At 74.1% G+C, this 24,493-nt stretch carries 24 protein-coding genes and 1 riboswitch; of the genes, 7 read left to right on the forward strand and 17 right to left on the reverse strand.

Annotated features, from left to right (window positions below; all coding sequences use genetic code 11):
* Nucleotides 1-53: 53 nt before the first annotated feature.
* The 3 genes from ABD899_RS09475 (at nt 54) to ABD899_RS09485 (ending at nt 3,012) form a co-directional block, all read left to right on the forward strand.
* Nucleotides 54-1,235, forward strand: a complete 1,182-nt coding sequence (locus tag ABD899_RS09475) for a methyltransferase domain-containing protein (RefSeq protein WP_345205035.1) — start codon at nt 54-56, stop codon at nt 1,233-1,235.
* Entirely contained in the window at nt 1,232-2,059 is an 828-nt protein-coding gene (locus ABD899_RS09480; RefSeq protein ID WP_345205038.1) for a DUF1028 domain-containing protein, read from the forward strand. The genes ABD899_RS09475 and ABD899_RS09480 overlap by 4 nt, the downstream gene beginning before the upstream one ends.
* Before the next feature lie 128 nt (nt 2,060-2,187).
* Nucleotides 2,188-3,012 carry a M57 family metalloprotease gene (locus tag ABD899_RS09485; RefSeq protein ID WP_345205041.1) on the forward strand — a complete coding sequence of 275 codons (825 nt, stop codon included), beginning with the start codon at nt 2,188-2,190 and terminating at the stop codon, nt 3,010-3,012.
* A 45-nt stretch (nt 3,013-3,057) separates the two neighbouring features.
* Here the strand turns inward: ABD899_RS09485 and ABD899_RS09490 are convergent, their stop codons facing one another.
* The 3 genes from ABD899_RS09490 to ABD899_RS09500 form a co-directional block, all read right to left on the reverse strand.
* A complete protein-coding gene (locus tag ABD899_RS09490; protein WP_345205044.1) occupies nt 3,058-3,678 on the reverse strand; it encodes an L-threonylcarbamoyladenylate synthase in 621 nt (206 codons plus the stop codon).
* A 187-nt stretch (nt 3,679-3,865) separates the two neighbouring features.
* A complete protein-coding gene (locus ABD899_RS09495) occupies nt 3,866-4,324 on the reverse strand; it encodes an OsmC family protein (RefSeq protein WP_345205046.1) in 459 nt (152 codons plus the stop codon).
* Nucleotides 4,324-4,863 carry a DUF1697 domain-containing protein gene (locus ABD899_RS09500; RefSeq protein ID WP_345205048.1) on the reverse strand — a complete coding sequence of 180 codons (540 nt, stop codon included), beginning with the start codon at nt 4,861-4,863 and terminating at the stop codon, nt 4,324-4,326. The genes ABD899_RS09495 and ABD899_RS09500 overlap by 1 nt, the downstream gene beginning before the upstream one ends.
* Nucleotides 4,864-4,901: 38 nt before the next feature.
* Between ABD899_RS09500 and ABD899_RS09505 the strand changes: the two genes are divergently transcribed.
* A complete protein-coding gene (locus tag ABD899_RS09505) occupies nt 4,902-5,510 on the forward strand; it encodes a histidine phosphatase family protein (protein WP_345205051.1) in 609 nt (202 codons plus the stop codon).
* Nucleotides 5,511-5,520: 10 nt separating this feature from the next.
* Here ABD899_RS09505 and ABD899_RS09510 read toward each other — a convergent pair whose 3' ends face one another.
* The gene (locus ABD899_RS09510; protein WP_345205054.1) at nt 5,521-7,002 is read right to left on the reverse strand and encodes a glutamate-cysteine ligase family protein; all 1,482 of its coding nucleotides are present in this window, start codon (nt 7,000-7,002) and stop codon (nt 5,521-5,523) included.
* A 93-nt stretch (nt 7,003-7,095) separates the two neighbouring features.
* Between ABD899_RS09510 and ABD899_RS09515 the strand changes: the two genes are divergently transcribed.
* Nucleotides 7,096-8,286, forward strand: a complete 1,191-nt coding sequence (locus ABD899_RS09515) for an exonuclease SbcCD subunit D (RefSeq protein WP_345205057.1) — start codon at nt 7,096-7,098, stop codon at nt 8,284-8,286.
* Entirely contained in the window at nt 8,283-11,423 is a 3,141-nt protein-coding gene (locus ABD899_RS09520; RefSeq protein ID WP_345205059.1) for an AAA family ATPase, read from the forward strand. Before ABD899_RS09515 ends, ABD899_RS09520 begins: the two co-directional genes overlap by 4 nt.
* 132 nt (nt 11,424-11,555) lie before the next feature.
* On the opposite strand, the gene gcvP is transcribed toward ABD899_RS09520, so the two are convergent.
* The 10 genes from gcvP to clsA all read right to left on the reverse strand — a co-directional run bounded on the left by gcvP (nt 11,556) and on the right by clsA (nt 20,418).
* The gene (gene gcvP / locus ABD899_RS09525) at nt 11,556-14,438 is read right to left on the reverse strand and encodes an aminomethyl-transferring glycine dehydrogenase (protein WP_345205061.1); all 2,883 of its coding nucleotides are present in this window, start codon (nt 14,436-14,438) and stop codon (nt 11,556-11,558) included.
* A 77-nt stretch (nt 14,439-14,515) separates the two neighbouring features.
* Nucleotides 14,516-14,613, reverse strand: a riboswitch (glycine riboswitch).
* A 41-nt stretch (nt 14,614-14,654) separates the two neighbouring features.
* A complete protein-coding gene (locus tag ABD899_RS09530; protein WP_345205064.1) occupies nt 14,655-15,236 on the reverse strand; it encodes a MerR family transcriptional regulator in 582 nt (193 codons plus the stop codon).
* 270 nt (nt 15,237-15,506) lie between these two features.
* Nucleotides 15,507-15,998, reverse strand: a complete 492-nt coding sequence (locus ABD899_RS09535; RefSeq protein WP_345205067.1) for a bifunctional nuclease family protein — start codon at nt 15,996-15,998, stop codon at nt 15,507-15,509.
* 33 nt (nt 15,999-16,031) lie between these two features.
* Complete coding sequence (ftsR, locus tag ABD899_RS09540) at nt 16,032-16,736, reverse strand: transcriptional regulator FtsR (protein ID WP_487249867.1); 705 nt, start codon at nt 16,734-16,736, stop codon at nt 16,032-16,034.
* Between the two features lie 8 nt (nt 16,737-16,744).
* Entirely contained in the window at nt 16,745-17,197 is a 453-nt protein-coding gene (locus ABD899_RS09545) for an FHA domain-containing protein (RefSeq protein WP_345205071.1), read from the reverse strand.
* Nucleotides 17,198-17,297: 100 nt separating this feature from the next.
* The gene (gene gcvH, locus ABD899_RS09550; RefSeq protein ID WP_345205073.1) at nt 17,298-17,684 is read right to left on the reverse strand and encodes a glycine cleavage system protein GcvH; all 387 of its coding nucleotides are present in this window, start codon (nt 17,682-17,684) and stop codon (nt 17,298-17,300) included.
* A gap of 34 nt (nt 17,685-17,718) precedes the next feature.
* Nucleotides 17,719-18,579 (reverse strand): DUF881 domain-containing protein, encoded by an 861-nt coding sequence (locus ABD899_RS09555; protein ID WP_345205075.1) that lies wholly within the window; start codon nt 18,577-18,579, stop codon nt 17,719-17,721.
* The gene (locus ABD899_RS09560) at nt 18,576-18,908 is read right to left on the reverse strand and encodes a small basic family protein (RefSeq protein ID WP_345205077.1); all 333 of its coding nucleotides are present in this window, start codon (nt 18,906-18,908) and stop codon (nt 18,576-18,578) included. Before ABD899_RS09560 ends, ABD899_RS09555 begins: the two co-directional genes overlap by 4 nt.
* Nucleotides 18,905-19,825, reverse strand: coding sequence for a DUF881 domain-containing protein (locus ABD899_RS09565; protein ID WP_345205079.1), 921 nt, complete (start codon nt 19,823-19,825; stop codon nt 18,905-18,907). The genes ABD899_RS09560 and ABD899_RS09565 overlap by 4 nt, the downstream gene beginning before the upstream one ends.
* Nucleotides 19,822-20,418 (reverse strand): cardiolipin synthase ClsA, encoded by a 597-nt coding sequence (gene clsA, locus ABD899_RS09570; RefSeq protein ID WP_345205081.1) that lies wholly within the window; start codon nt 20,416-20,418, stop codon nt 19,822-19,824. Before clsA ends, ABD899_RS09565 begins: the two co-directional genes overlap by 4 nt.
* Nucleotides 20,419-20,474: 56 nt before the next feature.
* Here clsA and ABD899_RS09575 point away from each other — a divergent pair, with 56 nt between their 5' ends.
* On the forward strand, nt 20,475-21,626 hold the full coding sequence (locus tag ABD899_RS09575; RefSeq protein ID WP_345205084.1) for a MalY/PatB family protein: 1,152 nt from the start codon (nt 20,475-20,477) through the stop codon (nt 21,624-21,626).
* A 10-nt stretch (nt 21,627-21,636) separates the two neighbouring features.
* Here the strand turns inward: ABD899_RS09575 and ABD899_RS09580 are convergent, their stop codons facing one another.
* The 3 genes from ABD899_RS09580 to ABD899_RS09590 all read right to left on the reverse strand — a co-directional run bounded on the left by ABD899_RS09580 (nt 21,637) and on the right by ABD899_RS09590 (nt 24,377).
* Nucleotides 21,637-21,987 carry a YbaY family lipoprotein gene (locus ABD899_RS09580; protein WP_345205086.1) on the reverse strand — a complete coding sequence of 117 codons (351 nt, stop codon included), beginning with the start codon at nt 21,985-21,987 and terminating at the stop codon, nt 21,637-21,639.
* A gap of 78 nt (nt 21,988-22,065) precedes the next feature.
* Nucleotides 22,066-23,025, reverse strand: a complete 960-nt coding sequence (locus ABD899_RS09585) for an MvdC/MvdD family ATP grasp protein (protein WP_345205089.1) — start codon at nt 23,023-23,025, stop codon at nt 22,066-22,068.
* Entirely contained in the window at nt 23,022-24,377 is a 1,356-nt protein-coding gene (locus ABD899_RS09590) for a M12 family metallopeptidase (protein ID WP_345205091.1), read from the reverse strand. The genes ABD899_RS09585 and ABD899_RS09590 overlap by 4 nt, the downstream gene beginning before the upstream one ends.
* Nucleotides 24,378-24,493 lie beyond the last annotated feature (116 nt).

Raw genomic sequence — 24,493 nt, forward strand, 5'->3', positions numbered from 1 at the left:
GCCCGTGCGGCATCCCGACCAGCGGCGAGCGCACGGCCTACGCTGGCGGCACCATGGAGTGCGACTACTTCGACGCCGGCCGCTGCAGGTCGTGCACGCTCCTGGGCACGCCGTACGAGGTGCAGCTGGCGGACAAGCAGGATCGGGTGGCCGGCCGGCTCGCCCCGGTCGCCGCGCAGCTCGCCTGGCTCGAGCCGGCCCGCAGCCCCGCCTCCCACTACCGCAACAAGGCCAAGCTCGTCGTCGGCGGCCGACCCGGGAACCCCACCCTCGGCATCCTCGACGAGCGCGGGCGCGGCGTCGACCTCCGCCGGTGCGGGCTGTACGAACCCGGGCTCGCCGCCACCTTCGACCCGCTGCACCGCTTCGTCGCCGACCTCGGCCTCGAGCCCTACGACGTGCCGGCCCGGCGTGGCGAGCTGAAGTACCTCCTGATCACGCACTCCCCCGACGGCGAGCACCTCGTGCGCTTCGTGCTCCGGTCCGAGCGCCATCTCGGCGACCTGCGGGCCGCCCTCCCCCGCCTGCTCACCGGCCTGCCCTCGGTGCGAGTGGTCACCGCGAACCTCCACCCCGAGCACAAGGCCGTGCTCGAGGGCGACACCGAGGTGGCGCTGACCCCTCGCACCCACCTGCCGATGCGGGTCGGCGACGCCACCCTGCTGCTCGGGCCCGGCGCGTTCTTCCAGACCAACACGACCGTCGCCGCGGCGCTGTACCGCCAGGCCCGGGACTGGGTCGCGGACGCCGCTCCCCAGGTCGTCTGGGACCTCTACTGCGGGGTCGGCGGCTTCGCCGTGCACGCCGCGGCCCCGGGTCGTCGCGTCGTCGGCGTCGAGACGTCCGCCGAGGCCGTCGCCGCGGCCCGTGCCGCGCGCTCGAACGCGCCGGATGCCGGCCCGGTCACCTTCGTCGTCGGTGACGCCACGACGACGGTCCTCTCGCCCCCTCCCGACCTCGTGATCGTCAACCCCCCGCGGCGCGGACTCGGGCCCGACCTCGCCGCGTGGCTCGACGTCTCTCCCGCCGGCCACGTCGTCTACTCCAGCTGCAACGTCGACTCGCTGGCGCGCGACCTGGCGGCGATGCCGTCGCTGGAGCCGGTGACAGGGCGCGTGTTCGACATGTTCCCGCAGACCCCGCACACCGAGGTGATGGTGCTCCTTCGCCGAGGCGGCGGGGGCGGTCGGGCCGGGCCGGCTGCGGCACCCGCGCGTCTACGCTCGCGTCCATGACCTTCTCCATCGTCGCCCGCGACGGCGACGCCTGGGGTGTGGCCGTCGCGAGCAGGTTCCTCGCCGTCGGCGCGATCGTCCCGGCCGTGCGCCCGGGCGTCGGGGCGGTCGCGACCCAGTCGCTCGCCCGGCTCGCCTACCGCGACGAGGTCCTCGACGCGCTCGGGGTCGGCACGGACGTCACGACCGCCCTCGAGGCGGCCGTCGCAGCCGACGACGGTCGGGCGCTGCGCCAGGTGGGTGCGGTCGGGGTCACGGGGGCGGCGACGTACACCGGGGTGCAGTGCCTTCCCCATGCCGGGGGGATCGCCGCCGGCGACGACCGCTGCGCCTACGCCATCCAGGGCAACGTGCTCGGCGGACCCGAGGTGCTCGAGGCGATGGAGGCGGCCTGGCTCGGTTCACCGGGCGAGCCCCTCGACGCACGCCTGCTCGCCGCCCTCCTCGCCGGGGATGCCGCCGGCGGCGACTCCCGCGGCCGGCAGAGCGCGGCGCTCGTCGCGCACGCCCCGGGGGCGGGCTACGACGGGTGCGGGGTGCTCGCCGACCTGCGGGTCGACGACCACCCGGACGCACCCCGCGAGCTGGCCCGCCTCCATGAGCTGGCCACGCTCGTCTTCGGCACCCCGCAGGACGTCCTGCCCCTCGACGACGGGCTGCGTGAAGAGGTCGCCGCCGCCCTGACCGTCCTCGGGCACGGCGGTCCCGACGTCGAGGCCGCGCTCGACGCATGGATGTCGGTGGCCAACCTGGAGAACCGTCGCTCACCGGGCGGCATCGACTCACGGGTCCTCGACGAGCTCCGCCGAGCCGTCGAGGGCTGACCCGCTCCTGACCCGGAGCGGCACAGTCCTGACCGCCGCTTTGCCCTCCCTTTGCCGGGTCCGACCTAGCGTGACCGGGTGTTGCCCGTCCCACTCCACCGGCCGGGCCCGACCCGAAGGAGCACCTCATGAGCCGATCCCTCGCGCGCACCGCCGCCGCGGTCGCGGGGACGACCCTCGCCGTGACGTCCGCGCTCGCGGCCACCGCCTCAGCCGCGCCGACCGGCGACGGCACCGTGCCGACGTTCCAGGAGTTCGTCGCCTCCACCTTCCAGGACGAGGACAAGGGCTACGTCGTGAACGGCGACGAGCCGGCGACGAGCCAGGGCGCGCTGCGCCAGTTCTACGACACGATGGTCGCCGAGCCCGACACGGCGATCGACGGCCTCATCGTCAACACGGTGCAGGGCCGGGACGACAAGTGGTCGGGTCCGCAGGCGCTCAACCTGACGTACTGCGTCAGCACGAAGTTCGGCACCGACTACAGCCGCGTCGTGTCGGCGATGACCGCAGGCGTGGGCCAGTGGGAGGCCGCTTCGAGCAAGGTGGACTTCGTCCACGTCCCCAGCGCGGACGGCAGCTGCACCGTGCGCAACAGCACGGTGCTCTTCTCGGTCGAGCCGACGAAGACCCAGCAGTACATCGCCCGCGCGTTCTTCCCGAGCACCCCGAAGTCCTCGCGCAACATCCTCGTCAACGCCAGGAGCCTTTTCAGCGCCGGATCCTGGACCCCGGCCAACATCATGGCCCACGAGCTCGGCCACACCCTGGGCTTCCGACACGAGCACACCCGGCCCGAGGCGGGCACCTGCTTCGAGGACAACAACTGGCGCCCGCTGACGGCCTACGACTCGGCGTCGATCATGCACTACCCCCAGTGCAACGGCTCGTCCGACGACCTCAGCATGACCGACAAGGACCGGGCCGGCATCCGCGCGCTCTACGGCAGCTGACGGGACGGCATCCGACCACCCGGGGGTCGGCGGGACCCCTCGTGCTCACTCGAAGCGCGAGGGGTCCCCCGAGCCGACCCGCACGACCTCCGCGACGCCGCTCGAGAAGTCGACGACGGTCGTCGGCTCCGTGCCGCACTCGCCCGAGTCGATGACGACCTCGACGAGGTGGTCGAGGGCCTCCTTGACCTGCCAGCCGTCGGTCATCGGCTCGGCGCCACCGGGAAGGATGAGGGTCGACGACAGCAGCGGCTCACCGAGCTCGGCGAGCAGGGCGCGCACGACCGGGTGGTCGGGGATGCGCACCCCGACGGTGCGCTTCCTCGGGTGCTGCAGGCGGCGTGGCACCTCGTGGGTGGCCGGCAGGATGAAGGTGTAGGGACCCGGCGTCGAGGCCTTGACGGCCCGGAAGACCGAGTTGTCGACGTGGACGAGCTGGCCGAGCTGGGCGAAGTCACGGCAGATGAGGGTGTAGTGGTGGCGGTCGTCGAGGCGGCGGATCTCACGGATCCGGTCCTTGCCCGCCTGGTTGCCGACCATCGCGCCGAGGGCGTATCCCGAGTCGGTCGGGTACGCGATGAGCCCGCCCTCGCGCAGCACCGCGACCGCCTGCGCGATGGCGCGCGGCTGGGGGTCGACCGGGTGCACGTCGAGGTAGCGGGCCATGGGCCAACCCTAGGCCGGTCGCCTCAGCGGCGCAGGCCGCGGTTCCACAGCTCGACGGTCTGCAGACCCGGAACACCGCGAACGAGCACGATGAGGACGAGGCACGCGCCCATCGTCACGAGGAACGCCTCCACGGCGTTCGCTCCTTCCGGCCCCCGGGTGGCTCCCGGCACCTCCCCGGCGCGGGTCAGGCCTCGCGCATCGCGACGGGGGCGCCGCGCTGCACGGTGCGGGACACGGTGCACAACCGGTCGCGGCTCTGCTCGATCGAGCGGGGCAGCCGGGCCCGGGCCCGGTCGCCGTCCTCGCCCTCCGGGAAGCGCACGGTGAAGGTCACCTCGATGTCGCCGAGGTGGTTCTCGACGCCGTCACGCAGCTTCTCGCCCTCGGCCGTGACGTCGAAGCGCACCGGCTCGGCGATCCGGCTCGTCATGTAGTCGACATCGGTGGCACTGCACGCCGCCATCGCCGTGAGGAACAGCTCGACGGGGGTGAACAGGGACGACTCCCCTCCCCCGCCCACGCTCAGCGTGCCGCCCCGAGCGTTCGTCACGAGGTAGGTGCCCCTCTCGGTGCGGGTCATCGTCACGCTGCGGTGGCCGAGCCCCGTGCCGCCGGTCGTGGTCTCGTGCTGCTCCTGCGCCATCAGGCACCCCATCTGTCGTCGATGGCGCGCACCACGGTCAGGTCGCGCCAGGTGGTGGTCCGCCCGGTGATGCGCTCGATGCGGGCGTTCGTGAGCGTGGTCCGGTGGAAGCCGATCGTCAGCTCGGCGAGCACCTCGGAACCGAGGACGCGGGCCCGCTCGCCGGGCCGGTCCCAGGCATCGAGGGTGGTCGCCGCGTCGTCCGGCACCGGGCCGTCGGCGAACGCGAGGTAGCGCCGTGCGCCCGGCTCGAGCATCGGGGGGATGCCGTCGGCGGCCGACAGCGCCGCGCGCACCTGCGCGGGCGTGCGGACGATCGCCGGCACGTCGAACCCCGCGAACGCGCCGAGCACCTTGGACACCTCGGCCGCGACCGCTGCGGTCGACCGGCGGCCGCTGCGCACGAAGACGTTGCCGGACTGGATGTGCGTCGCGACGTCGGTGAAACCGGCATCCTCGAGGGCGGCCCGCACCCCGTCCATCCGCACGACCCGGCCGCCCACGTTGACGGCCCGTAGGAACGCGACGTAGGACGGCATGCCGCTCATCCTCGCACCGGGGTGCGACAGTGGTGGGCATGCCTCCAGCAGCCGAGCCGCAGGGCCGCCTCGTCCTCGTCCGCCACGGGGAGACGGAGTGGAGCCGCACCGGCCGGCACACCGGCCGCACCGACGTTCCGCTCACGCCCGCCGGCGAGCGCGACGCGCGGCGGCTGCGGGCCCGGCTGGACGAGTTCGACCTCGCCGTCGTGCGGTCCTCGCCCCTCGTGCGCGCGCGGCGCACGGCGGAGCTCGCCGGGTTCGACCCCGTCGCGGACGACGACCTCGTCGAGTGGGACTACGGCGCCCACGAGGGACGCACGACCGCGCAGATCCGCGAGGAGCTCGGCGACCCCGGCTGGCGGGTCATCGCCGACGGGGTCGTGCCCGGAGAGACGCCCGGCGAGACGATCGAGGAGGTGGCCGCACGGACCTCCCGGGTGCTCGAGCGGGTCGCCGGGCCGCTCGAGACGCGCGACGTCGCCCTCTTCGCCCACGGGCACCTCCTGCGCGTCCTCGCGGCGACCTACCTGCGCCGCGAGCCGCGGTTCGCGGCGCACCTGCTCCTCGACGCCGGGGGGCTGTGCGTCCTCGAGCACGAGCACGGCGTGCCGGCCATCCGCTCGTGGAACGACACCGGACGGTGACCGACCCGGCTCAGGGCAGCGGCCAGGTGTGGACCGGCTCGTTGGAGTCCATGTGCACGGCGTACAGCTCGAGCATCCGACGCAGGGCCTCACGCCGCTCGACGCCCCGGTCCGCGAAGGCCTTGACCGCGCGCGTCGACCACTCCGCACCGTTGACGCCGGTCGTGCAGCGCCCCTCGATGACCCCGAGGTACCGCTCGCGCACGGCATCCGAGACCCCCCACTGCCGCAGCCCCTCGTGGGCGAGCGGGAGGAGGTGGCGCAGCACGAGCTCGTCGGCGGAGAGCTCGCCGAACCCCGGCCAGTAGAGCCGCGCGTCGATGCCGTCGCGGGCCGCGCGACGGAAGTTCTCCTCGCACGCGGCGAAGCTCATCTTCGTCCACACCGGGCGGTCCTCGTGGGCGAGCATCCGGATCGAGCCGTAGTAGAACGCGGCGTTGGCGAGGACGTCGACGATGGTGGGGCCCGCGGGCAGGACGCGGTTCTCGACGCGCAGGTGCGGCGTGCCGCCGACGATGTCGTAGATCGGCCGGTTCCACCGGTAGACGGTGCCGTTGTGCAGGCGCAGCTCGCTGAGCTCGGGGGCCACCCCGGCCTCGAGCTTGGCCATGGGGTCCTCGTCGCTCGTCTCGGCGAGCAGGGTCGGGAAGTAGCGGACGTTCTCCTCGAACAGGTCGAAGATCGAGGTGATCCACCGCTCGCCGAAGAAGACCCGCGGGCGCACCCCCTGGTTCTTCAGCTCGACCGGCCGGGTGTCGGTGGCCTGCTTGAACAGCTCGATGCGGGTCTCGGCGTGCAGCCGCTTGCCGAAGAAGAACGGCGAGTTGGCCGCGAGCGCGACCTGCGGCGCCGACAGCGCCTGGGCGGCGTTCCAGTGGGCGGCGAACTCGGCGGGCGCGACCTGCAGGTGCAGCTGCACCGACGTGCACGCGGACTCGGGGGCGATCGAGTCGCAGTACGTCGCCACGCGCTCGCCGGTGGGGCCCTCGATGTCGAGGTAGATGTCCTCGCCACGGGCGACGAAGATCGAGTCGTTGAGGGCGGTGTAGCGGTTGTTGCGGCTGATCCAGTCGCCCTCGTAGTGCTCGGGCATGATCGTCGGCAGGATGCCGATCGCGACGATCTTGGAGCCGACCTGCCCGGCCGCGCGGTCGGCCCGGTTGAGGCTGTCGCGCAGCTCGGTCTCGAGCTCGAGCGCGGCGTCGCCCGGGAGCGGCCGCGGGGGGACGTTGAGCTCGATGTTGTACTGCGCGAGCTCGGTCTGGTAGTCCTCGTCCGCGATCGCGGCGAGCACCTCCGCGTTGTGGAAGTGCGGCTGCATGTCACCGTCGACGAGGTTGAGCTCGATCTCGAGCCCGGTCATGGGGCGGTCGAACTCGAAGGAGCTCGTGTTGAGCATCCGCTCGAAGACGTCGAGGTTCTGGCGCACCTTCTCGCGGTAGCGCTGCCGCTCCTCGCGGGTGTAGCTCTGCGCCTGCACCTCTGCTCCCATGCGGCCACCCAACCACGTCGTGCGCCGACGTGGAACCCGGAACCCGCGTTTCGGTCACGGGCCGTGTCGGACGGACCTCCTAGCGTGGGACCCGTGCGGCTCATCCACACCTCCGACTGGCACCTGGGGCGCTCGTTCCACCAGGTGGGGCTGCTCGGCGCCCAGGCGAGGTACCTCGACCACCTCGTCGACGTCGTGCGCCGCGAGCGGGTCGACGCCGTGCTCGTCAGTGGCGACGTCTACGACCGGGCGATGCCCTCCCCCGACACCGTCGAGCTGCTCTCGCAGACGCTCGTCCGGCTCGTCGACGCCGGGGCGCAGGTCGTCGTGAGCAGCGGCAACCACGACTCCGCCACCCGGCTCGGGTTCGCCGCCGGGCTCCTCGAGCGCGCCGGAGTGCACCTGCGCACCACGCTCGCCGACGTCGGCCGACCGGTCGTCGTCGGCGACACCGCGGTGCACGCCCTGCCCTACCTCGAGCCGGCGCTCGCGGCGGACGCCCTCGGCGCGGCCGAGCGCACGCACGCGGGGGTGCTGCGCGCCGCCATGGAGCGCGTGCGGGTCGACGCCGGGCGCCGACGTGGCCACATCGTGGTCATGGCGCACGCGTTCGTCGTGGGCGGGGTCACGAGCGAGTCCGAGCGCGACATCTCGGTGGGTGGTGTCGCGGCCGTCCCACCCGAGGTCTTCGCGGGGGCCGACTACACCGCGCTCGGCCACCTCCACGGCCGCCAGGAGGTCGCGCCGGGGGTCCGCTACAGCGGCTCGCCCGTCGCGATGTCGTTCTCGGAGGCGGCGCACCGCAAGGGCAGCCTGCTCGTCGAGCTCGGTGCGCGCGGGCCGGTCGTCGAACACCTCGAGGCCCCGGTCGAGCGGCCCCTCGCCGTGCTGCGCGGCGCCCTCGACGCCCTGCTCGCCGACCCCGCGCACCGCGCTGCGGAGGGCGCGTGGTGCCAGGTGACGCTCACCGACGCCGTCCGTCCGGTCGGTGCCATGGAGCAGGTGCGCCGCCGCTTCCCGCACACCCTCGAGCTGCGGTTCGAACCCGAGGGCCGCGCCGTGCCGCTGCGGCCCTATGCCGCCCGGGTGCGCAGCGCCTCCGAGGTCGACGTCTGCTGCGACTTCCTCGCGCACGTGCGTGGCGGCCGTGGCGCGACCGACGACGAGCGCGAGCTGCTGTCGGCTGCGGTCGAGGCCTCTCGCCTCACCCGTCGGGTCACCGACGACGAGGGCGTCGTGCGTCGCGACGCGGGTCCGCGCACCAGCGGTATGGGGGCCGCGTGAGGGTCCACCGGCTCGAGATCGAGGCGTTCGGCCCCTTCGCCGAGCACGTCGTCGTCGACGTCGACGCCCTGTCGTCCGAGGGGCTGTTCCTCATCCACGGCCCGACCGGGTCGGGCAAGACGAGCGTGCTCGACGCCATCTGCTTCGCGCTCTACGCGGATGTCCCGGGCTCGCGCTCCAAGCGCGGCCTGCGCAGCGACCACGCCGCCTCGGATGCCGTGCCGTGCGTCACGCTCGAGCTCACCGCCGGGGTCCGCCGGTTCCGGATCCGCCGCTCCCCCGAGTTCCACCGGCCCAAGAAGCGTGGCACCGGGCTGCTCAAGGTGCAGGCGTCGGTGACCCTCGAGGAGCACCTGGGCGGCCGGTGGGTGGCCGTGAGCACGCGCCACGACGAGGTCGCCGACGTCGTCAAGGACGTCCTCGGCATGGGCATGGACCAGTTCGCGAAGGTCGTCCTGCTCCCCCAGGGCGAGTTCGCGGCGTTCCTGCGCTCGACGCCAGAGGACCGTCGCGAGGTGCTCGAGCGCCTCTTCGACATCTCCGCGTTCAGCGACGTCGAGGCGTGGCTCGCCGAGGCGCGGCGCGCCTCCGGGGCCGACCTCGAGCAGGCGCGATCCGCCCTGGCGACCGAGCTGGCCCGTGTCGAGGACGTCCTCGCCGACGCGGGGCCGACCCACACCGACCTCCCGGCGGCCGCACCGGTCGACCTCCCGGCGGCCGCACCGGTCGACCTCCCGCCGGGCCCACCGGCCGACCTCTCCGTCCCCGTCCTTTCCGACCTCCCGCCGGGCGCACCGGTCGACCGCCCCGTCCCCGCACTCGCCGACCTGCCGGTGGCCGACGTGCCGGGCCACCTCGGCGAGGTCGCCCGGCACCTCGACGCCCGGGTGACCGCCACGATGGCGGCGTTCGACACGGCATCCACCGCCGAGCGCGCCGCCGCCGACGCGCTGGCCGCCGGTCGTTCCCTCGACGACCTCCGGGTGCGCGGCACGAGGGCCCGCACCCGGCTCCTCGAGCTCGAGGCGGCTCGATCCACCCACCTCGGGCACGTGGCCGCCCTCGGGGCGGCGGAGCGGGCGGCGGCCCTCGCCGGTCACCTCGCCGCCCACGAGCGGGCCGTCGACGACGAGGCGTCCGCCCGGGCACGATCCGGCGCGACCCGCGATGCGCTGCGACCCACCCCGCTCGCCGACGTGGCCGACCGCGAGGTCGGGCCGCTGCTGCGACGGCTGCACGACCTCGACGAGACCGTCGCCTCGCTCGCGCGCGAGGCCGAGGACACCTCCGCCCGGGCGCACCGGCGGGCCGAGCTCGAGGCCCGGTGCGAGGCGCTGCGCACACGGGCGGCCGAGCTGCGCCTCGACCTCGACACGGCATCGACCGAGCGCGACGGCCTGCGCGCGGAGGTCGAGGCCAGGGCCGCCGGTGCCGGCCGGGTCGCCGGGCTCGAGCTGCTGCTCAGCGCCACCCGCGAGCGCCTCGCCCAGCTCGACGCCGCCGACGACGACCTCGCCCGGGCCGCGGCCCTGGCGCCGCGGCGTTCGGCCCTGCGCGAGGCGGCCCTCGACCGCCGCAGCGAGCTGCTCGACCTGCGTCAGCGCCGCCTCGACGGGATGGCCGGCGAGCTCGCCCGGTCCCTCGCCGAGGGCGACCCCTGCCCGGTGTGCGGCGGCACCGAGCACCCGGACCTCGCCACGGTGTCCGACCCGGTGCTGCCGAGCGACCTCGACACGGCCGAGGCCCGGCTCGAGGCGGCCGACGCCGGGCTGCGCGCGGTCGACGCCGAGGCCGAGGCCCTCACGACACGTGCCCGGACCAGGCACGCCGCCCTCGGCGGTGCGTCCCGCGACACCCTCGAGGCCGACGTCGCCCAGGGCCTGAGCCGGCTGGCCGCGGCGCGGGAGGACGCCGCCGCTCACCGCGCCCTCACGTCCCGCCTCGCTGGCGTCGACGCCACCGTCGACGAGCACCTCGCCTCCCTCGCGGCCGCCACGGCCCACGCAGAGGCTGCCTCCGCGCTCCTGCTCGAGCTCGACCGGGCCGACGAGGTCGCGTCGACCAAGGTCGCCGAGCTCCGCCGCGAGCACGCTGGGTGCCCGTGCGGCAGCGACGACCCCTCGGCGCACAGCCGCGCCGCGCGGCTCCTTGACGACCACCGGGCCGCGGTGGCCGAGCTCGCTGCGGCCCGCACCCGGGCCGGTGCCGCGCAGTCCGCCCTCGACGCCGCGATGTCGGCTGCCGGCTTCGACGCCCCTGACCGGGCCCGGGAGGCGCTGCTGCCCGATGACGAGGTCGCGCGCCTCCGGGCGCGCGTCGCCACCCACGACCAGGACGCCTCCGCCGCCCGCGCCGTCGCGGAGGACCCCGAGGTCGCCGCCGCCCTCGTGGCCGACCCCCCCGACCTGGAGGCGCTGCGCGCCGCAGAGCGCGCCGCCCGCGACGAGCTCCTCACGGCCGCGGCCGCGCAGGAGGACGCCGCCCGCACCCTGCGCGCCCTCGAGCGCCTCCTGCCCCTCGTCGACACCGCGTGCACGGCCCTGGTCACCGCGACCGAGCACGACGCCAGGGTGCGCGACCTCGCCGACACGACGAGCGGCACCGGTCCCGACAACACGCTGCGGATGCGGCTCACGTCCTACGTGCTGGCCGCCCGGCTCGAGAAGGTCGCGACGCTCGCGAACGAGCGGCTCGCCGTCATGGGCGGGGGGCGCTACGTCCTCGAGCACTCCGACGAACGCGCCGCGCGGGGGGCCCGGTCCGGGCTGGGCCTTCGGGTGCACGACCAGTGGACCGGCCGGGTGCGCGACACCGCGACCCTGTCGGGCGGGGAGTCGTTCATGGCCTCCCTCGCCCTCGCCCTCGGCCTTGCCGACGCCGTCCGCGAGGAGGCCGGTGGCCTCGACCTGGGCACTCTGTTCATCGACGAGGGCTTCGGCAGCCTCGACGAGGACAGCCTCGAGCAGGTGCTCACCGTCCTCGACGGCCTGCGCGAGGGCGGCCGGGCCGTCGGGGTCGTGAGCCACGTCGCCGACCTTCGCGCGCGGATCACCCACCAGGCCGTCGTCCACAAGGGCGCGTCGGGGAGCAGCGTCGAGGTGCGCACCGGCCGGCGAGCGGACGAGCCCGCCGCCTGACCGGCATCCGGGGGTCTCCGCGTCGCTTCTCCCGACGCGTCGGTGCACCCGACAAACCCCCTCTGCCTCGGGGAACCCTCGTCCGGTGAGGCCGGGGTTCTCGGGTGACCCGACAGACCCCGGCCACCGGGGTCAGTCCTCGAACGCCTCCGGGGCCGGGCAGGAGCACACGAGGTGCCGGTCGCCGTACGCACCGTCGATGCGGCGCACCGGCGGCCAGTACTTCGCAGCCGGGTCGACACCGTCGGGGAAGGCCGCGGTGCGCCGGTCGTAGGGGTGTTCCCACGCGCCGGCGAGCGCCTCGGCCGTGTGCGGCGCCCCGCGCAGCACGCTCTCGGCGGCGGTCACCGCCCCGGACCCCACCTCGTCGATCTCGCGGCGGATCGCGATCATCGCGTCGCAGAACCGGTCGAGCTCGCCCTTGTCCTCGCTCTCGGTCGGCTCGACCATGAGGGTCCCGGCGACGGGGAACGACATCGTCGGTGCGTGGAACCCGTAGTCGATGAGCCGCTTCGCGACGTCGTCGACGGTGACCCCGGTGTCCTTCGTGATGCCTCGCAGGTCGAGGATGCACTCGTGGGCGACGAGGCCGTCCTGGCCCGAGTAGAGCACGGGGTAGTGCTCGCGCAACCGGGCCGCCACGTAGTTCGCGTTGAGCACGGCCACCTCCGTCGCACGGCGCAGCCCGGCACCGCCCATGAGGCGCACGTAGGCCCAGGAGATCGGCAGGATGCTCGCCGACCCGTACGGGGCCGCCGAGACCGGTCCGACGCCCCCGGCCGGTCCGGCGAGCTCGTCGAGCGGGTGGTTCGGCAGGTGCGGCGCGAGGTGGGCCCGGCAGGCGACCGGGCCGACGCCGGGTCCTCCGCCGCCGTGCGGGATGCAGAACGTCTTGTGCAGGTTGAGGTGGGAGACGTCGGCGCCGAACCGGCCGGGGCGCGCGACGCCGACGAGGGCGTTGAGGTTGGCCCCGTCGACGTAGACCTGGCCGCCGGCGTCGTGGACCATCGCGCAGAGGTCGGTGATGGTGTCCTCGAAGACGCCGTGCGTCGAGGGGTAGGTCACCATGATCGCCGCGAGCGTCTCGCGGTGCTGCTCGACCTTGGCGGCGAGGTCGTCCATGTCGACGTTGCCGGTGACCGGGTCGGTCTTGACGACGACGACCCGCAGCCCGGCCATGACCGCGCTCGCGGCGTTCGTGCCGTGGGCACTGGAAGGGATGAGGCACACCGTGCGCTGCTCGTCGCCGCGCGAGCGGTGGTAGGCCGCGATCGCGAGGAGGCCGGCCAGCTCACCCTGCGACCCCGCGTTGGGCTGGAGCGAGACGGCGTCGTAGCCGGTGATCTCGCACAGCCACCTGCTCAGCTCGTCGACGAGGCCCCGGATGCCGCGGGTCTGCTCGTGCGGCGCGAAGGGGTGCACGTGCGCGAACTCGGGCCACGTCACCGCGACCATCTCGGTCGTCGCGTTGAGCTTCATCGTGCACGAGCCGAGCGGGATCATCCCCCGGTCCAGGGCGAAGTCGCGGTCGGCGAGGCGACGCAGGTAGCGCAGCATCGACGTCTCGGAGTGGTGGGCGGAGAACACCGGGTGGGTGAGGTAGGGCGAGGTCCGCACGAGTGCGTCGCCCCAGCGTGGGGTCGCGACGGGCACCTGCTCGGGGGCGGTGACCCCGAAGGCCTTCGCGACCCGGCCGAGCTCGACGAGCCCGGTCGTCTCGTCGACGCTCAGCTGCACGGTGTCGTCGTCGACCAGCCAGAGGTTGACGCCGGTCGCCAGGGCCGCGTCGACGACCTCCCGGGCCCGCCCCGGCACCCGCACGCGCAGGGTGTCGAAGACCGGGCCGCCGGTCACGTCGACCCCCCCGGCAACGAGGGCGGTGCGCAGCGCCTCGGCGTGCGCATGCACCCCGAGGGCGATGCCGCGCAGCCCGCTCGGCCCGTGGTAGACGGCGTACATGGCCGCCATGACGGCGAGCAGCACCTGGGCGGTGCAGATGTTCGACGTGGCCTTCTCGCGGCGGATGTGCTGCTCACGGGTCTGGAGCGCGAGGCGGTAGGCCGGGGCGCCCTCGGCGTCGACGGACACCCCGACGAGCCGGCCCGGCATGGTCCGTTCGAGTCCCGGACGCACGCTCATGTAGCCCGCGTGGGGTCCGCCGAAGCCCATCGGCACACCGAACCGCTGGGTCGTGCCGACGGCGACGTCGGCGCCCCACTCCCCCGGAGGCGTGGCGAGGGTGAGCGCGAGGAGGTCGGCGGCGGCGGTCACGAGGGCGCCCGCCTCGTGCGCGGCGCCGGTGAGTGCAGACAGGTCGTGGAGGGTGCCGTCCATCGCCGGGTACTGGACGAGGACGCCGAAGACCTCGGCGCCGCCGGCCGCCTCGCGCAGCGCCTGCGCGGTCGTCACGCCGGTGAGGTCGGCGACGACGACCGGCAGGTGGAGCGGCACGGCGCGGGTGCGGACGACGGCCAGGGTCTGCGGGAAGACCTCGCGGTCGACGAGGAGCACCGCGTCCGAGGGTGCCTTCGACGAGCGGCGCATGAGCGTCATCGCCTCGGCGGCGGCGGTCGCCTCGTCGAGGAGCGAGGCCCCGGCGACGGGCAGGCCGGTGAGGTCGCTGACGACCGTCTGGAAGTTGAGCAGGGCCTCGAGCCGGCCCTGGGAGATCTCCGGCTGGTACGGGGTGTAGGCGGTGTACCAGGCCGGGTTCTCCAGGACGTTGCGCTGGATGACCGCGGGCGTCAGCGTGCCGTAGTAGCCCAGCCCGATCATCGAGGTGACCCGGCGGTTGCGGGCCGCGACCTGGCGCAGCTCCTCGAGGACGGCGGCCTCGGAGGCGGCGGGCTCGATGCCGAGGGACTCGGTGCCGCGGATGCCGCCCGGGACGGCCGTGTCGACGAGGTCGGCGAGCGAGGCTCGCCCGACGACCTCGAGCATGGTCGCGACGTCCTCGTCGCGGGGGCCGACGTGGCGGGCGACGAACGCGGGCAGGTCGGGGGTCGTGGTGCTCACGGTGCTCCTCGGGGCAGACGGCGACGACGTCTCCCCCTCTGTCACGACCGGTCGGTCACCGGTTGCTCCAGAGGTGCCTGACCCGTGCGGTCCCTTGCGCCTGAGAGGTTCCGGGGAGGTTTGCCCCTTCGGCGCCCCGCCGCGGGTGCGGCGAGGACTCTCCCACACGGTGTGAGCAGCGGGGTCAATCTACCATCGGGCCCCGCGCGGCGGCGGTCAGGCGAGGCGCTGGGCGCGGCGCGCGCCGAGCTCGTCGCCCGGCTGCGGGGTGACGGCCACGTCGTGGTCGGCCCGCTCGCTCGGCAGGCTGGCCAGCTCGCCCTCGACCTCGCGCCAGACCTTGCCGACCGCGATGCCGAAGACGCCCTGGCCGCCCTGGAGCAGGTCGATGACCTCGTCGTTCGACGTGCACTCGTAGACCGAGGCGCCGTCACTCATCAGGGTGATCTGGGCGAGGTCGTCCACGCCGCGCGAGCGCAGCACCGCGATGGCGACGCGGATCTGCTGCAGCGACACCCCGGTGTCGAGGAGCCGCTTGACCACCTTGAGCACGAGGATGTCGCGGAAGCCGTAGAGCCGCTGGGTGCCCGAGCCGCCGGCGGGGCGCACCGAGGGCTCGACGAGCCCGGTGCGTGCCCAGTAGTCGAGCTGCCGGTAGGTGATGCCGGCCGCCTTGCAGGCCGTCGGCCCGCGGTACCCCACCTCGTCGTCGAGCTCGGGGAGGTCGTCGGTGAACAGCACGCCCTGCGCCGGGACCGGAGCACCCCGGGTGCTTCGTGCTTCTCCCGTGGAGACCACGGCTACCTCCTCGACTCGCCCGTCCAGACGACTGTACGCCCACGAATGACATCACCGTCACTCATCCGGGCCACGAGTGCGACGGGTGTGACAGGAGTGACGCTAGGGGTCGGTGTGACCCACGTCAACGACCGGCGCGATCGGGACGGCGGCGTGTCGCGGCATCCGGGCCGGCCGTTCGCTCCAGCTCTCACGTCATGGGTGCGCAAACGGTCACCCGGGCAGCCGCTTCCGCACTCACGGCGAGGAGGGGGGTGGTCGCGACGGGGTCTAGCTCTCGGCCTCGGTGTCGAAGTCGTCGGCCGACACCTGGTCGAGGAACTCCTTGAACTTCTCGACCTCGTCGTCCTCGCTCTCGGCCATCTCGACCCCGGCCTCCTCGAGCAGGCCCTCGTCGGCGACGATCTCGGCGCCGGCGCGCAGGGCGAGCGCGATGGCGTCGGACGAGCGGGACTCGATGTCGGTGCCCCCGGCCTCGGCACCCCCGTCGAGGTCGAGCATCGCGTGGAAGACACCGTCCTTGAGCGCGACGATCCGCACCCGGGTCAGCGTGTGGCCGAGCTCGTCGATCACGTTGCGCAGCAGGTCGTGGGTGAGCGGCCGCGGGGGGACGACCCCCTGCTGGGCGTAGGCGATCGCCGTGGCCTCGGCCGCGCCGATCCAGATCGGCAGGTACCGGTCGCCGTCGCGCTCGCGCAGGAGCACGATGGGCTGGTTGGTCGGCATCTCGACCCGCACCCCGAGGACGTCCAGGACCTTCACGCCACCACGGTACCTCGCGTCGCCGAGTGGGCGTCAGACCTTCCGCGCGCCCAGGCCGGCACGCACGAGCGCGGCGTGCAGGCTGAGGCACAGGTGGGCCACCTCGGCGGCGTGCCGCTGCCCGTCCCTGCCGCGCCGCGGGCCGACGACCTGCTCGACGAGCCCAACCTCCCGGTCGGCCGCCGCCCGGAACCCGCGCAGGTGGCGCGGCTCGACCCCGTAGCCCGCGAGCCCGGCCGCGGCCCGGGCCACTCGCAGGTCCGACTCGTCGTGGAGCCCGTCCGGGCCCGGCCGCAGCAGCCCGTGGGCGCCGAGGTCGGCCACGACCGTGGGCGACAGGCCGCTGGCACGGGCCAGCTCGGCGGCCGTGAGGCGCAGGTCCGGGCGGGCGGCGAGGTCGCCGGCATCCGGCACCGCGGGGTCCGGCGCCGGCGCCGGCGGGACGGGGTGGGCGTCCGGGCCGTCGCCGGGGGTGAGCCCTCGGTCGATCGCGTCGAGGTTGTCGCGGATGACGCGCAGCGGCCAGAACCGGTCGCGCTGGGCCCGCAGGACGTACCGGAGGCGCTCGACGTCGGCCGTGCTGAACTGGCGGTAGCCCGACGGTGTCCGCTGCGGCGTGACGAGCCCCTCGGCCTCGAGGAAGCGCACCTTGGAGATCGTGACGTCGGGGAACTCCTCGGCGAGGGCACGCACCACCGCGCCGACCGTGAGACGGCCCGCGGTGGCCTCCGGGGACACGGGGTGCGTCAGGCCTGGCTCGCGTAGAAGACGAGGCGGAACTTGCCGATCTGCACCTCGTCACCGGTGCGGAGGGTGGCCTCGTCGACGAGCTCGCGGTTGACGTACGTGCCGTTGAGCGAGCCGACGTCGCGCACGACGAAGCCCTCGCTCGTGCGGCGGAAGATCGCGTGCTTGCGCGAGACGGTGACGTCGTCGAGGAAGATGTCGCTGTCGGGGTGGCGGCCCGACATGACCTCGTCGTCGTCGAGGAGGAAGCGGGCCCCGGTGTTGGGCCCGCGCAGGACGACGAGCAGGGCGGTTCCGGGGCGTAGCGCCTCGACGGTCGCGAGGTCGGCCTTGGTGAGGACGTGCTCGCTCTCGGGGACCGTCTCGGACGGCTCGACCCCCTGGACCGCCTGGAGCCGCATCGTCGTCGGCTCGGGGACGGCGCCCTTGGGGTCCACCGGCTCGTCAGTCATACGCCATCCAGCCTCTCGTCGTCGGTCCCTGTGGAGTGTCACACCCTAGATCAGGGCCCTGCCGTTGCCCACCCCAAGGAGCGGGCGTGCTCTCAGGATCTCAGGACAGCTGCGAGGTGTAGCCGTCGACGTCGAGCAGGCCGTCGAGGGCGTCGGGGTCCGTGGGCCGCAGCTCGTACATCCAGCCCTCGCCGTACGGGTCGGAGTTCACGAGCTCGGGGGTGGCGTCGAGGGCGCCGTTGACGGAGGTGACCTCGCCGGACACGGGGGCGTACAGGTCGCTCACCGACTTCGTGGACTCCACCTCGCCGCAGGTGTCCCCCGCGACGACCGCGTCACCGACGGCCGGCAGGCTGACGTAGACGACGTCGCCGAGCGCCTCCTGGGCGAACGAGGTGATCCCGACCCGCAGGACGTCCCCCTCGGCGCGGACCCACTCGTGCTCGGCGGTGTAGCGCAGTCCGGCGGGGTACTCGAGGTCGCTCATCGGCTCTCCTTGGCGCGGGGCGCAGTGGGCCCAGTCAGGGGGTGGTGGTGGGTACGGGGCGAGCGTACTGAGGGGGGGTGAGGCTGAGCAACGCGTCGACATCGACCTCGTCGCGGATCTGGGTGTCGGTGCCGCCGCCGGCCCGCCGCACCGTGGCGCTCACGCCGCCGGGGATCTCCATGGCGCCCGCCAGGGTGTTCGCGTCGCCGATGGCCCGGATGACGTACGGTGCCGCCACCTTGGTCCCGGACACGGTGAGCTCGCCGTCGCTCTCGCTGATCCACGTGTCGGCGACGACCCGCACGTCCCCGATCTGGATCGCCTCGGCGCCGGCGTCGCGCAGCTCCTGGATGGTGTCGAGGACGATCGGCGCGCCGACCCTGCCGTCGAGCCCACCGATGGTGAGGACGATGCCCGGCCCGGTCGCCGGTGCGGTGCCGGCGAGGATGCCGAGCGCGTCGAGCCGCTCCTGGGCGGCCCGCTGCGCCTCCTCCTCGTTCGTCGACTGGCTCTGGAGCAGCTCGAGGGAGGACTCGAGCCCGCGGATGTCGTCGGCGAGGCGGTCGCCGTCCTGGTCGACGCCGGCGAAGATCCGGACGAGCTCGTCCTCGCGCAGCGTCTCGAGCCCTTCGATCGAGGTCTGCCGGACCTGCGCGATGATCGCGAAGCCGAGGGCCCCGGCGAGGACCATGGCGAGCACGTTGGCCCGGGTCGCGCGCGGCGACCCGGCCCGCAACAGCCGGCGCCACGCCCGCTGGGGTCCGCGAGCGGGCCCGGGCCCCTCGGGGTCGGACCCCTCCGGTGCGACCCCCTCGGGGTCAACCCGCTCGGGGTCGACACCCTCGCGGTCGACACCCTCGGGGTCGAGGTCGGGTGCGGCGTCCGGGGTGCTCATGCGTTGAACAGGTGCCGGCGGATCGCCGCGACGTTGGAGAAGATGCGCACCCCGAGGACGACGACGACCCCGGTCGAGAGCTGGCTGCCGACCCCCAGCTTGTCGCCGAGGAAGACGATGAACGCCGCGACGACGACGTTGGACAGGAAGGAGACGACGAAGACCTTGTCGTCGAAGATGCCGTCGAGGATCGCCCGGACCCCCCCGAAGACCGCGTCGAGCGCCGCGATGACGGCGATCGGCAGGTAGGGCTGGAGCCACACCGGCACCGCGGGCTGGAGGAGCAGCCCGATGATGATGCCGAGGGCCAGACCGATGGCCGGGATCACGACGGGCTCCTCTCGGGCGTGACGGACGGCGACGGGGCGGCGCCGGGGGTCGCGCCCGCGTCGCCAGTATCCCCGGTCGTCGCCCATCGGGTCGTCAACCCCACCGCGGCGGGCACGGTGAGCTCGTCGGACACCTCGGTGTCGACCCGGATGCCGAAGGACTGGCGCAGCGTCGACAGGTAGGTGCCCCCGGGGCCGTCGGCGAAGTCGGCGGGGAAGCGCTGCGGGTCCCCGAGTGCGGTGATGACGTAGGGGCGGGTCAGCGGCCGGTAGTCGACGATGATGGCCGACCCGGCGAAGCGGATCGCCGAGGTGGCCGTCAGCCGCTGCCCGTTGATGCTCACGGCCTCGGCGCCGGACTCCCACAGGGCGTTCGTGACGAACTGGAGGTCCTTCGCGAAGACCTGCCCCTCCTCGGCCTCGTCGCTGCCGCTCTCGGCTCCCTCGTCGGCACCGGACCCCGGGGCGTCGTCGAGCGTCACGGTGAAGCCCGGTCCCTCGAGCGGAAGGGCCCCGACGGCTGCCGCCAGCTCGCGGCTGCGCTCGGCGTCCGCCGCCCCGCCGAGCTGGGCGGCCTCGAGGGCGGTGACCTCCGACTGCAGCGCCGTCGCGCGCGCCGTGAGCTCCTCCACCTGGGCGCGTCGGTCCTCGATCTGGCCGATGAGCTCCGCCCGGGCCTGGGCCCGGGGGGTGTCGGCCGCCGTGAGGTTGTACGAGGCCACGCCGACGACGAGCCCGAGGAGCAGCGTCGCGACGAGGAGGCGGGGGGACCGCAGCGAGGTCGCGCGCGGCATCCCCTGCGCCTCCCGCCGGTCGGCGGCGGCGGCGTACCCCGGGTCGAGGGGCCGCTGGATCATCGTCGTGAGGAGCGTCATCGACTCGTCCGGCCGGCGCTGCGGAGGGGCGGGGGCGCTCACGCGACCACCGCCGTCCGCGCCGCGAGCAGCCGGCGCAGCTGGACGGCGTACAGGATGCCGGCGAGCCAGTAGAGGCCCGTCCCCCACCACGCGAAGGCCCACCCGACGGGCTCGGCGATCCGCGCCCACGTGCCGTCACCGTCGGCGAGCAGGAGGAGGGGGAAGGCGTAGAGGAGGTTGAAGGTCGCGGCCTTGCCGGCGAAGTGGACGGGCAGGCCGAGCCAACCGTGCCGCTTCGCGACGAGGACGACGACCGCCATGAACGCCTCCCGCGCGAAGAGCACCGCGACGAGCCACCACGGGATGATCTCGCGCCAGGCGAGGCCGAGGAGCGTCGAGACGATGTAGAGGCGGTCCGCCACGGGGTCGAGCAGCTGTCCGACCCGGGTGACGAGCCCGTAGTGCCGGGCGATCTTGCCATCGAGGTAGTCCGTGATGCCGGAGCCCGCGAGGAGGACGAGCGCCAGCCCGTCGCGCTCGGTGACGATGGCCCAGAGGAACACGGGCACGCCGAGCAGGCGCAGGGCGGACAGGATGTTCGGCAGCGTGAGCACCCGGCTGCTCACCTGCTCCTCGGGCACCCCCGTGGACATGACCGCAACTGTATGCGCTCCCGGGGGGCAGCCCCGCACGGTCCTAGGGTGGCGGCATGCCCACCCCCCTCCTGCGTGCCCCCGAGGCCGAGCTGCGTCGCGACCGCACGAGCGTGAAGTGGGTGGCGTTCCCCGCGGACGTGCTTCCCCTGTGGGTCGCCGAGATGGACGTCGACCCCTGCCCCGCGGTCGTCGAGGCGGTGTCCTCGGCCGTGCGTCGCGGGGACACCGGCTACGGGTGGGGCCCGCGCTACGCGGCCGCCGTCGCGCGCTACGCGGACGACGCGTGGGGGTGGGAGGTCGACACCGAGGCGGCGATGATCGTCCCCGACGTCATGATCGGTGCTGCCGAGCTGCTGCGCCTGCTCACCGAGGAGGGCGGCCCGGTCATCGTGTCGCCCCCCGTCTACGACTCGTTCTTCGGGTTCGTCGAGGCGATCGGGCGCCGTCGGGTCGACGCCCCCCTCACGGCGGAGGGTCGCCTCGACCCGGACCGGCTGCGTGAGGCGTTCCGGGAGGCGACCGCGCGCGGTGAGCGGGCGGCATACCTGCTGTGCAACCCCCAGAACCCCACGGGCACGGTGCACTCCCCCGCCGAGCTCGCCACCCTCGCCGCGCTCGCCGAGGAGCACGGGGTGCGCGTCGTCGCCGACGAGATCCACGCACCCGTCGTGTATGCCGGAGGTCCGCGGTTCACGCCGTACCTCACCGTCGCGGGGGCCGAGCGCGGCTTCAGCGTCTTCTCCCCCTCGAAGGGGTGGAACCTCGCGGGCCTGAAGTCGGCGCTCGTCATGGTGGGCCCCGGCGCCCGCGAGGACCTGCGGCGCCTCCACGAGGTGCACACCCACGGCTCGTCGCACGTCGGAGCCATCGCGCACGTCGCGGCGATGGACGCCGGGCGGGCCTGGCTGGCCCGGCTCCTCGGCGAGCTCGACGCGAACCGGGCACTGCTCGGGCGGCTGCTCGCCGAGCACCTCCCCGCGGTGCGGTGGCGGGCTCCCGACGCGACCTACCTCGCGTGGCTGGACTGCCGCGACCTCGGCCTCGGGGACGACCCCGCGGCGGTGTTCCGTTCCCGTGCGCGGGTCGCGCTCGGGTCGGGACCGGCCTACGGGCGCTCCGCCGGGCGCGGCTTCGCGCGCCTGAACTTCGCGACGTGCCCGGCGGTCCTCGAGGATGCCGTGCGGCGGATGGCCGCGGCGACCTGAACGGCGCCGTTCACGACCCGACGAGCACGGGCGAGACGCTGATGCTGTCGCCGTGGCCGCGGGTCAGCACCGGGTAGGACTCGGTCGTCACGAGGTCCCCCCGCTCGACCTCGGACCCCCCGCGCGGCCCGCCCGTGACGTGCACCCGGACGATGAGGTCGGCGCGCGGGTCGACGGGGTCGACGTCGAGCGCGACGACGGGGCCATCCTCGAGGTCGAGCTCCGTGACGACGGTCTCGGCGACCACCCTCGAGGGGGCGTCGGCGCGGCTGACGTCCTCGACCGTGATGCGGGCCCGGGCGTCCGGGGGAAGCCGGGTGAGGTCGGGGGGCCAGACGATGCGGACCGTCAGGGTGGGCATGCGGCTCCTTGTCGGTGTCGGTGCCGGGCGGTGCGCGCGGGACGGCGAGTCGTCACGTCGAGTCGTCACCCCCGGTCGTCACGCCGCGTCGAGCCGGGCGAGGAGCGAGGAAACCGCCGACGTGATCGGCTGGCCGGTCACCTGCTCGACGAACAGCCACTGCCCCGCCGGGTTGACCTCGAGGAACACGTGTCGCCCGTCGGGGGTGCGCCGCAGGTCGAACGCACCGTACCGCAGCTCCGCTGCCGTCATGAGGCGCAGCAACGCGTCCTCCACGTCGCACGGCAGCGTGGCGGGCTCCATGCGCACGCCCCCCGGGCGGTCGAGGTACAGCCGGAAGTCCAGGCCGTACGGAAGCTCCTGCGAGTGGATCGCCGCGGCGAACACCTGCTCGCCGACCACCGTGACCCGAAGGTCCACCTCGGCCGGGACGAACTCCTGGAAGATGACCGGTGCGACGGCGACGCTGTCGAGCCGGTCGTACTCGTCGGGGCCGACGAGCCGGGTCTCGCGCCAGTGCTCCTGCGTCGCGGAGAAGGCCTTGCAGATGACGCGGCCCAGCCCCAGCTCGTCGATGAACTCCCGGGCCCGCCCAGGGTCGCTCGTCACCACGGTGCGCGGCACGAGAAGGCCTGCCGCGCGAGCGGCGGGCAGCTGCCAGGTCTTCATCATCGCCTTCTCGACGGCTCGCGGCGGGCTGACCCAGGCGACCGGCACCGAGTCCCAGAAGCCGGCCATGGCCTCGTAGGTCTCGTTGGCCGCCCACAGGGCCTGACCCGGGTCGCGGACCCGGTCGTCGACGGCGGCGGGGAGCGCCCGTCGCCACCACCCGGCGCCGCACCCGGCGAGGTCGACCGACGGGCCGTCGTCGAAACGCAGCCACCAGCCGTCACCCCCTGCGGAGTGGGCCGCGGTGACCGCGGTCGAGGCAGGGATCCTCGAGGTGTCGACGACGACCGCCTCGGCCCCGGCCCGAGCGAGCTCGGACAGGACCGGGGCGAGGTGGTCGTCGTCGGCGTGCGAGACGAGCAGGATCACTGGCCACCCAGGTCCTGCAGGGTCGCGAGGAGGGCCTCGTAGCCGCCCTGCGCGCGGGCGAGCTCCGCGGTGGCCCCGGTCAGCGCGGTCTGGAGGGCGACGACGTTCGCCCGTGCCTGCTCCACCGCGGCCGCCGCCTCCTCGAGGGCCTGCACGGCAGCGGCCTGGACCTCGGCCACCTCGGCCGCCTCGCCGGCCCCCACGACGTCGGCGTGGTGCCCGGTGGCGAGCAGGAAGGGCGAGAGCCGGTCCCCGAGCGGGCCGATCGGCGGCCTCGGGAACGGGAACGGGAACCGCCGCGGGACGTCGTCGGTCACCTTCTTGAGGCGGCCCTGGGGGCCGTCGTCCCGGATCTTCTTGAACGGGGCCGGGTCGTCCAGCCGCTTCTTGAACGGGGGGTCGTCGCGAAGCTTCTTGAACCCGCCTCCCGGCGGGTCGTCGAGCAGCTTCTTGACGGGCTGCCGCACGACCGGGGGCTGGGGCGCGCCGTACATGCTGGCGATCGCGGCGATGTCACCGGGACTCAGGCCGTCCCGTTGCCCGATCGTCGCCGTCGGCGGGTTGATCGGCGTGACGGTCTCGAGGCCGTTGCGGCTGAAGGCGGTTCGCTCGTAGTGCATGATCGAGCCGTAGTCGTAGGGCCCGACGTCGTCGCCGTCGGTGATGTGCTGGTTGAAGTTGTGCTCCCGCCCGGCCTGGACGTTCTCGAGGTGGATCCTGACGAAGAGGTCCCGGTCCTCCCGGCTCTGCTCGTGCCAGAGCCCGAGGGCGTGGCCGATCTCGTGGATGCCCCGGCCGGCATCGCACCCGGTGCCGAGGGAGATGTCCTGTCGGCCGCCGCGCATCCCGACGGCGCTCGAGCAGCCGCTGCCGTGGACGAAGCGGACGTAGTTCGGCAGGCTCGCGGCGTTCGCCGGCGTCCGCAGGACGAACCGGATCGCGGTGTTCGCCTCGACGTGGGCGATCGCGTCGGTGACCCGCTGCTGGTCCGGCATGGCGGGGTCGACCTCGTAGGGGACCCGCCCGCCGGGCCAGCGGAACTGGCTCCCGGGGAGCACGACCCCCGCCTCGATGCCCTCTCCGCGCAGGGCGGCGTTGGCCGCCTCGACCTCCTCGACGCTGCCGAGGTCGATGTCGCCCTCGAACATCGCGCGCCCGTCGACGACGGAGTACTGGACGGCCTTCGGCCCGAACGTCAGGCCGGTGATGAGCGCGGTGCGGACCTCGTCGGTCCCGCTGAGCTCCGGGTTCACGTCGACGGCGTCCGTGCCGTTGTCGGGCACCTTCGCCCGGGCGGTGCGCTTGCTCGTGCTGCTCTTCCTCGCGGGGCCGCGCCCCGGTGTCTCGGCCATGCCTGACCCCTCTCACGGTCACTCGGCAGGCGGCGGAGCAGTGCGGAGACCACGGTCGAGGACGAGAGGCCCGCGGCCCCCCGCGCGGGCCGCCCGGCCCAAGGTTAGCGACTCGC

It is taken from the genome of Fodinibacter luteus (assembly GCF_039541575.1).
GTDB lineage: Bacteria > Actinomycetota > Actinomycetes > Actinomycetales > Dermatophilaceae > Fodinibacter > Fodinibacter luteus.